Source organism: Serratia sp. (in: enterobacteria) (assembly GCF_046715635.1).
Classification (GTDB): domain Bacteria; phylum Pseudomonadota; class Gammaproteobacteria; order Enterobacterales; family Enterobacteriaceae; genus Chania.
Genome location: NZ_JBKJYW010000437.1, coordinates 1 through 6,786 on the forward strand (window position 1 = coordinate 1; position 6,786 = coordinate 6,786).

Annotated in this window: 9 protein-coding genes and 1 pseudogene; 7 read left to right on the plus strand and 3 right to left on the minus strand. The window is 52.0% G+C overall.

Annotation, left to right across the window (positions count from 1 at the left end; translation table 11 throughout):
* From ACLQ7H_RS22810 to ACLQ7H_RS22825, 4 genes and pseudogenes are all read left to right on the plus strand, one after another.
* A pseudogene (locus ACLQ7H_RS22810) lies at positions 1–388 on the plus strand (phosphoribulokinase); the annotation flags it as partial.
* Positions 389–1,507: 1,119 nt separating this feature from the next.
* The gene (locus ACLQ7H_RS22815; protein ID WP_411754630.1) at positions 1,508–2,119 is read left to right on the plus strand and encodes a LuxR C-terminal-related transcriptional regulator; all 612 of its coding nucleotides are present in this window, start codon (positions 1,508–1,510) and stop codon (positions 2,117–2,119) included.
* Positions 2,120–2,151: 32 nt separating this feature from the next.
* Complete coding sequence (locus ACLQ7H_RS22820) at positions 2,152–2,277, plus strand: hypothetical protein (RefSeq protein WP_411754631.1); 126 nt, start codon at positions 2,152–2,154, stop codon at positions 2,275–2,277.
* A 5-nt stretch (positions 2,278–2,282) separates the two neighbouring features.
* Positions 2,283–2,510: an ANR family transcriptional regulator gene (locus tag ACLQ7H_RS22825; RefSeq protein ID WP_411754637.1), complete on the plus strand. Its 228-nt coding sequence runs from the start codon at positions 2,283–2,285 to the stop codon at positions 2,508–2,510.
* A gap of 91 nt (positions 2,511–2,601) precedes the next feature.
* Here ACLQ7H_RS22825 and ACLQ7H_RS22830 read toward each other — a convergent pair whose 3' ends face one another.
* Entirely contained in the window at positions 2,602–3,780 is a 1,179-nt protein-coding gene (locus ACLQ7H_RS22830) for an amidohydrolase (RefSeq protein ID WP_411754632.1), read from the minus strand.
* 5 nt (positions 3,781–3,785) lie between these two features.
* Positions 3,786–4,352: an MFS transporter gene (locus tag ACLQ7H_RS22835; RefSeq protein WP_411754633.1), complete on the minus strand. Its 567-nt coding sequence runs from the start codon at positions 4,350–4,352 to the stop codon at positions 3,786–3,788.
* Between the two features lie 63 nt (positions 4,353–4,415).
* On the opposite strand from ACLQ7H_RS22835, the gene ACLQ7H_RS22840 reads away from it, so the two are divergent.
* Entirely contained in the window at positions 4,416–4,841 is a 426-nt protein-coding gene (locus ACLQ7H_RS22840; RefSeq protein ID WP_411754634.1) for a LysR substrate-binding domain-containing protein, read from the plus strand.
* A 2-nt stretch (positions 4,842–4,843) separates the two neighbouring features.
* Here ACLQ7H_RS22840 and ACLQ7H_RS22845 read toward each other — a convergent pair whose 3' ends face one another.
* Positions 4,844–5,251 carry an OsmC family protein gene (locus tag ACLQ7H_RS22845; RefSeq protein WP_411754635.1) on the minus strand — a complete coding sequence of 136 codons (408 nt, stop codon included), beginning with the start codon at positions 5,249–5,251 and terminating at the stop codon, positions 4,844–4,846.
* A gap of 381 nt (positions 5,252–5,632) precedes the next feature.
* On the opposite strand from ACLQ7H_RS22845, the gene crp reads away from it, so the two are divergent.
* A complete protein-coding gene (gene crp, locus ACLQ7H_RS22850) occupies positions 5,633–6,265 on the plus strand; it encodes a cAMP-activated global transcriptional regulator CRP (RefSeq protein ID WP_005969523.1) in 633 nt (210 codons plus the stop codon).
* A gap of 56 nt (positions 6,266–6,321) precedes the next feature.
* A partial coding sequence (locus tag ACLQ7H_RS22855; protein ID WP_411754636.1) for an FUSC family membrane protein occupies positions 6,322–6,786 on the plus strand: 465 nt, incomplete at its 3' end.

Consider the following 6,786-nt stretch of genomic DNA (forward strand, 5'->3'; position numbering starts at 1 on the left):
GATCCAGAAGCTGATCCGCGATACCGGCGAGCGTGGCCATTCCCGTGAGGCGGTGATGGACTCGGTAGTCCGTTCTATGGAAGATTACATCAGCTACATCACGCCACAGTTCTCACGCACCCATATCAACTTCCAGCGCGTCCCGACGGTAGATACCTCCAACCCGTTCGCCGCCAAGGCGATCCCCTCGCTGGACGAAAGCTTGGTAGTGATCCACTTCCGTGGCCTGGATCAGATCGACTTCCCTTACCTGCTGGCAATGCTGCAAGGATCGTTTATCTCGCATATTAATACGCTGGTGGTGCCTGGCGGCAAGATGGGGCTGGCAATGGAACTGATCATGGCACCGCTGGTGCAGCGGCTGATGGAAGGCAAGAAGATCGAGTAAAGTCATCCTACCCGTCATCTATCAAGCTACGGCGTTGTTACCTGCACAGAGTTATTCGGCCCATCCGTGGGCCTTATCCTTTTTAGAAAGACAATCAACTCGTCATCAGAAGTGGGCACCCTCTTTTTTTGATATTGCGATGAGCTGGGTAGTCGGCTTTATTCCTACAACTAATTCCTCCCGAATAACCTACACCTCCTTGTTTTTACATTTATAGCGACTCACTGTTTCATAATAGCCAGGAGAGACGACTCGAAATTCAGTGCTCTTTCATGGAGCTTGTTCCTTAACTTCCGCATCAGTTCGCTTATATATCTCTCTTTAAGGGGGTTAAGATTAGCTTAAGAAAGCCCTATATCATTGTATTTTAATTGATTAATAAAAACTACATGAAAACAAATGTCTTTAGGTGAATTTTGTTTTTTTATTAATAGAGTAAATGTATCTCTTCCCGTAGTCGCTGTTGATAATGCAACCAGACATTAATTCAATACTGAATCAAGACAACGTTAATTTAACTATTTCGATCATAGCGCTATTGCGTACCGGCCCTTTTACAACTTTTGGTGAGGGCGTTTTTTTAAACATGTCACTGGCAAATCGCCGTGGTGGAGATACTGATAAATATAGGAAAGTAACTATGGGTAATAAAAATATCGTAATTATATCCCCTCATGCCTACATGGCGGCAGCGGTGGAAGCTATTCTCGAGCGAGAGGAGGCACATTACCGCCTTACGCCATTGTTGATAACCATGATTTTTCCACAGTCCCCCCTTTTTCAGGTGGGTCGGCTAAAACCGGATACGGTTGTGCTTCATGTCACAAATGGTGTGACGAATTCCGCATGCCGTACTCTCGACAATTTCTATGCCACCTGCCCACCTGAATGGCGAACCCTTATCCTATTCGATACGGAAAGCGCTCATCAGTTGTCAACCCTACCCTGTGTCTGCCAACAGGCCGACGCTATTCTCAGCAGTGCGACCCCATTGTCACGATTGGCTTCAATTCTGCTGAAACAAAACACTTGTTTACCCTTACCTCAAGAGAGGCTCCAGAATTTTTGCCTTGAGACTCACCTAGGTGCTAATACTCTTCACTGGAGGGCATAATCCAGATGACTTCTTTAACTCGAGAAACAAAACCGAGGCAGACAGTAGCCCTTGTGCATCCATGCTCCTTTACGCGCCTGGGAATGAAGGCGCTGCTGTCGCCTGCTTATGATGTGATTGATGCTGAACATATTTGTGATATTGAGAAACAACTTGTCTCTGTTGCCTCTGTAGATCTGTTGTTGTTATCACCACAACATTTTCCTCCGGGCCATATGAGAGAAGTAGAGCGGTTCATAAAACAGATATACCAACATCACCCACAATGTTTGGTATTGCTCACATTTGACACAGCGGACATGTCCTACATACGGTATTTAATCAGTCTGTTCATAGTGGTAGGCGGCTTGGACCTCTCTTACTCGGTGTCGGCATTGCGTTTGCAAATCGAGGACATTCTAACTGGGAATGAACTTCCCTCTTTGCCCTTTGAGTGGCAAGGATTAAGTTCTCGAGAATACGCGGTCCTCAGCGCCCTCATCTCAGGAAAGAGACCGGCACAAGTAGGCGAATCTTTGGGAATAAACGTCAAGACAGTCAGTCATTACAAACTCCAGGGATTAAAGAAGTTAGGTGTGCGTAATATGCAGTCTTTTCTATTATCACCTTATTTATAAAAGTCTATGACAGTGAAGAAAGAGAACACGCGATGATGAGAAAGAATGGCGAGAATATCAATCAGCCTTGGTTCAGCGTCTCTCAGCAGGGAGGAGGGAGGCTCAATAACATGTCAGAGAGTGACACAGATTACGCCATGCGTGTGCGTTCCCTGTAATGATTATGTTCATTAGAGGGGAAAAAGCGGTGTTTTCTCAGTTGGCTAAACAGGCATCAGAGAGAGAACGCGAAGAAGTGTGGGGAGAGGCACAGAATTTCTGGTTTCTGGCGTCCCTGAAGGCCGCCTCTCCAGAGAATCGAGCCTGGGCAACCTGTCGAACTGAGTTCTGTCGCCGAAGAGCAGAACGGCAGGGGGTGTCCATAAGCGAATTGCATCTAGAGATCGGCTAAGCAACAGATTTGTACATCTGACACTGCGTATCGGTGGAGCTACAGGCGCGGAAAATTTCTTAGGGTCAGTTCACTACCGCGCCCACAGTTGTTAACGCATCAATAGATGGCGGATAAAACCGACGTGCAGTTTCACGCCGATCTGCATCGCCGCCTCGTCCAGTTTAAAACGGGGATTATGCACGCCGTAGGTGGCACCGATCGCCTCGTTACCGCTGCCGATAAACAGGAAGCACCCCGGCACTTTCTCCTGATAAGAAGAAAAATCCTCGCTGCCAAACATCGCGCTGGTCAATTCCCGCAGCGCCTGTGGCCCCACGGCCTCGGCCACCACCTCGCGCGCAATGGCGCAGGCATCAGGATGGTTATTGCCAATGGTATAGCCACGCGTCCAGTCAACCTTGTAGCTGGCACCGTGCGCCTGGCTGATCCCAGCGACGGTTTGCTCAACCAACAGCGGTACCCGCTCACGGACTTCCTGATTATGAGTGCGTAGCGTTCCCGCCAGCCGCGCGCTGTCTGGGATGACGTTATAGCTATCGCCTGCCTGGAAGGTCGCCACCGTCAACACCGGGGCATTTAACGGATCCAGCTTACGCGCCACGATCTGCTGCAAGGCGCTAACGATCTCCGCACCAATCGGCACCGGATCGATACACAGATGCGGCATCGAGCCATGTCCACCCTTGCCCTGCAACACAATGTCGAAGTTATCGCTGGAACCACTGAACACGCCCTGCTTCATCCCCACCTCACCGGTAGGGAAGTTGGGCATGACATGCAGGCCAAAGATCATCTTTACACCATCCAGAACCCCCAGATCCACCAACTGTTGGGCTCCGCCCGGCGGCACTTCTTCGGCATGCTGGAAGATAAAGCGCACCGAGCCCTGCAACTGCGCCTGAAGCTGGCACAGCACGCTGGCCGCGCCCAGCAGTATCGCGCTGTGGGCATCATGGCCACAGGCATGCATTACCCCTGGCCGGGTCGAGCAGAAAGGTTCGTCGCTTTCCTCCTGGATCGGCAAGGCGTCGATATCAGCGCGCAATGCATAGCAAGGCCCCGACACGGCACCCTGCAATTCGGCCACCACACTATTGGGTGTAGGACGGGTGATTTTCAGCGGGCCGAAGCTGGCCAATTGTGCAGCAATGTAGTCTGCCGTCTGCGCCTCTTGAAATGACAACTCGGGATTGGCATGCAGATGACGACGCCACTGCAATACCTGTTGTTCCACACCAGCAATCAGCTGTTCAATGTTCATGTGCATACTCCTTAATTCAGTGCCGGTTGGCGTGCTTTACCCGCCAATGGCAGGATCACCAGCCCGGAAACCACCATGGCCAGTGCCAAAAAGATAAACGTCGTCATGTAGTTGTGGCTGATGGTGATCAAATACCCCATGGCGATAGGTGCCACAAAACCGCCCAAGGTGCCACCGGTGTTAATCAGCCCCATCGCTGCTCCCATCACCTCCGTAGGCAGGCGCTTCATCGGCAGGGTAAACACCGTAACGAACGAGGCCATCAGGAAGATATAACCCAGGAACAAGAACAGGCTGGCCGTCAGCGCCGATTCGCTGGTGAACACCAGCCAGATGCACAAGGCGCTGAGCAGAGAACTGAAGAAGATCACCCACGGCTCACGCCCTTGCAGATAGCGCCCGACCAGCCAGCCGGTACCGAGTGAGGAGATCCAGATCCCCAAACCACCGGCGGCCACCACCATGCTGGAGACGTCAATCGGCATTCCACGCTGCTGCACCAGGAATTTCGGCAGCCAGGCCATCAGGCCGTACGACGGGATATTGATGCAAAAGATTGCCACAAACAGCAGCAGCACGATCGGGTTCTTCAGCAGGGCCTTATAGTTACCGTCAGCCCGGAACTGCCGCTGGAGGATCTGGTGCGTGAACCGCTGTTCAGCGCCTCTTTTTGTATTATTGCACGCCAAGGGCACCCACTGGCGCAGGCAACCTCGCTGGACGAACTGCGTGAGGCCAAGTGGTTATTACCGGAAACCGATATGGGCTATTACCAGCAGCTACGCGCGGTGTTGGGCACCTTCTATCAGCAATTGAGCCGTTCGCCCATTCGCTCGGATTCAGTGACCTGTGGCTTGAATATGGTGTTGGAGGCGGATTATCTGACTATCGTGGCGCGGGCGATGAGTGCACCATTCCATTTGCAGCATCGGCTGGTGACATTGCCGATCGACACGCTGCCGCAGGCTCAATATTGCGTGCTATATTCACAAAAATCGCCGCTAACCGTAACGGCACGGCGATTTCTTGATTTATTGCGAGCCCACTGCCTGCGCTACCCTTGGTAGGCTCAAACCACTTCGCGGATTTCAAAGCTGTGGGTGATGTTGGCGGCTTTACCCAACATCAAGGAGACGGAGCAGTATTTCTCGGCGGAAAGATCCACCGCGCGCTCGACGATCTTATCGGTCAGCCCTTTGCCGGTGACGATAAAATGCAGATTGATATGGGTAAACAGACGCGGTGCTTCTTCACGGCGCTCAGAGGTCAGTTTTACCTCGCAGTCACGCACATCGTTACGCCCTTTTTGCAGGATCGACACCACATCAATGGCGCTACAGCCGCCGACGGACATCAGCACCATTTCCATCGGGCTTGGCGCTTTATCGCCAGCGTTGCCATCCATCAAAACCTGGTGGCCGGACGCAGACTCACCCAGGAATGTCAGCCCTTCTACCCACTTAACTCTTGCCTGCATGTTACACACTCCGGTTAATTTCTTAAAAACAGGGTACGCTTTCGCATACATTCTGGCAACGTAACCTGACGCTAATCATGCTGAAGCGAGACAACACAAGACACCCGCCTCACTCTGTGCTACAAACAGAGCCGCAATAACTCTTTCCAGGTCACCGATTTCAGGGATACGTCCAAGGAAAGGCCCCTATATTGGTTTGTTAACAGAATGTAGCTTGCAGCTCTCCCTGCAAGTTAATATGCTAGAGCACAAGCGTATTTCTATAACACGCCTCAAAACCTGTTGATAGCCACTATTAAAACACCAGGCTATAAGCACGTTTTACAGGGAACTCTGACCCCTGTGATACAAGGCAGCGATAACAACAGAGGATAACAGCGAATGGTTCTCGGCAAACCGCAAACAGACCCGACTCTCGAATGGTTCCTGTCTCATTGCCATATCCACAAATATCCATCGAAGAGTACGCTGATTCACCAAGGTGAAAAGGCCGAAACGCTTTACTACATCGTCAAAGGCTCCGTCGCGGTGCTGATTAAAGATGAAGAAGGCAAAGAGATGATCCTGTCCTACCTTAACCAGGGGGATTTCATCGGCGAGCTTGGATTATTTGAAGAAGGCCAGGAGCGTAGCGCCTGGGTACGGGCCAAAACCGCCTGTGAAGTGGCTGAAATTTCCTACAAGAAATTCCGCCAGTTGATCCAGGTTAACCCGGATATCCTGATGCGCCTGTCCGCACAGATGGCCAACCGCCTGCAAGTCACCTCAGAGAAAGTGGGTAACCTCGCCTTCCTTGACGTTACCGGCCGCATTGCACAGACCTTGCTGAACCTGGCAAAACAGCCTGATGCCATGACTCACCCAGACGGCATGCAGATCAAAATCACCCGCCAGGAAATTGGCCAAATCGTCGGTTGCTCACGTGAAACCGTCGGTCGTATTTTGAAAATGCTCGAAGATCAAAACCTGATCTCCGCGCACGGCAAAACCATTGTCGTGTACGGTACGCGTTAATCCCCAAGGAAACGGCGCAGCAATGCGCCGTTTCTTTACCTGCTGAATAGCCAACCATGTGGCGCCGCCTGATCTACCACCCGGAAGTCAACTACGCACTGCGGCAAACGCTGGTGTTGTGCCTGCCGGTGGCGTTTGGTTTGCTAATTGGTAACCTGCAACTCGGCATGTTGTTCTCGTTGGTGCCCGCCTGCTGCAACATTGCCGGGCTGGATACGCCACACAAACGCTTTTTCAAACGTCTGGTCGTCGGCGGTTCCCTGTTCGCTCTCAGCAGCCTTCTGCTGCAACAAGCCCTGCTGTGGGATCTACCCTTACCCTTGCTGATGCTGGGAATGGCGCTGTTGCTCGGCGTCAGCGGTGAGATCAGTCCGCTGCATGCCCGCCTGCTACCAGCCGCACTGGTTGCCGCCATCTTTTCCCTCAGCATGGTAGGCACCGTGCCAATCTGGCATGCCCCTTTACTGTATCTCGTCGGCACCGCCTGGTACGGGTTGTTTACCTGGGCCTGGTTCAAGCTG

Excerpts from the sequence above, each read along its gene's own strand:
- ACLQ7H_RS22815 (WP_411754630.1), top strand. The coding sequence starts at position 1,508 with ATGACTTCTTTAACTCGAGAAACAAAACCGAGGCAGACAGTAGCCCTT.
- ACLQ7H_RS22820 (WP_411754631.1), top strand. The coding sequence starts at position 2,152 with ATGATGAGAAAGAATGGCGAGAATATCAATCAGCCTTGGTTCAGCGTC.
- ACLQ7H_RS22825 (WP_411754637.1), top strand. The coding sequence starts at position 2,283 with ATGTTCATTAGAGGGGAAAAAGCGGTGTTTTCTCAGTTGGCTAAACAG.
- ACLQ7H_RS22830 (WP_411754632.1), bottom strand. The coding sequence starts at position 3,780 with ATGCACATGAACATTGAACAGCTGATTGCTGGTGTGGAACAACAGGTA.
- ACLQ7H_RS22845 (WP_411754635.1), bottom strand. The coding sequence starts at position 5,251 with ATGCAGGCAAGAGTTAAGTGGGTAGAAGGGCTGACATTCCTGGGTGAG.
- crp (WP_005969523.1), top strand. The coding sequence starts at position 5,633 with ATGGTTCTCGGCAAACCGCAAACAGACCCGACTCTCGAATGGTTCCTG.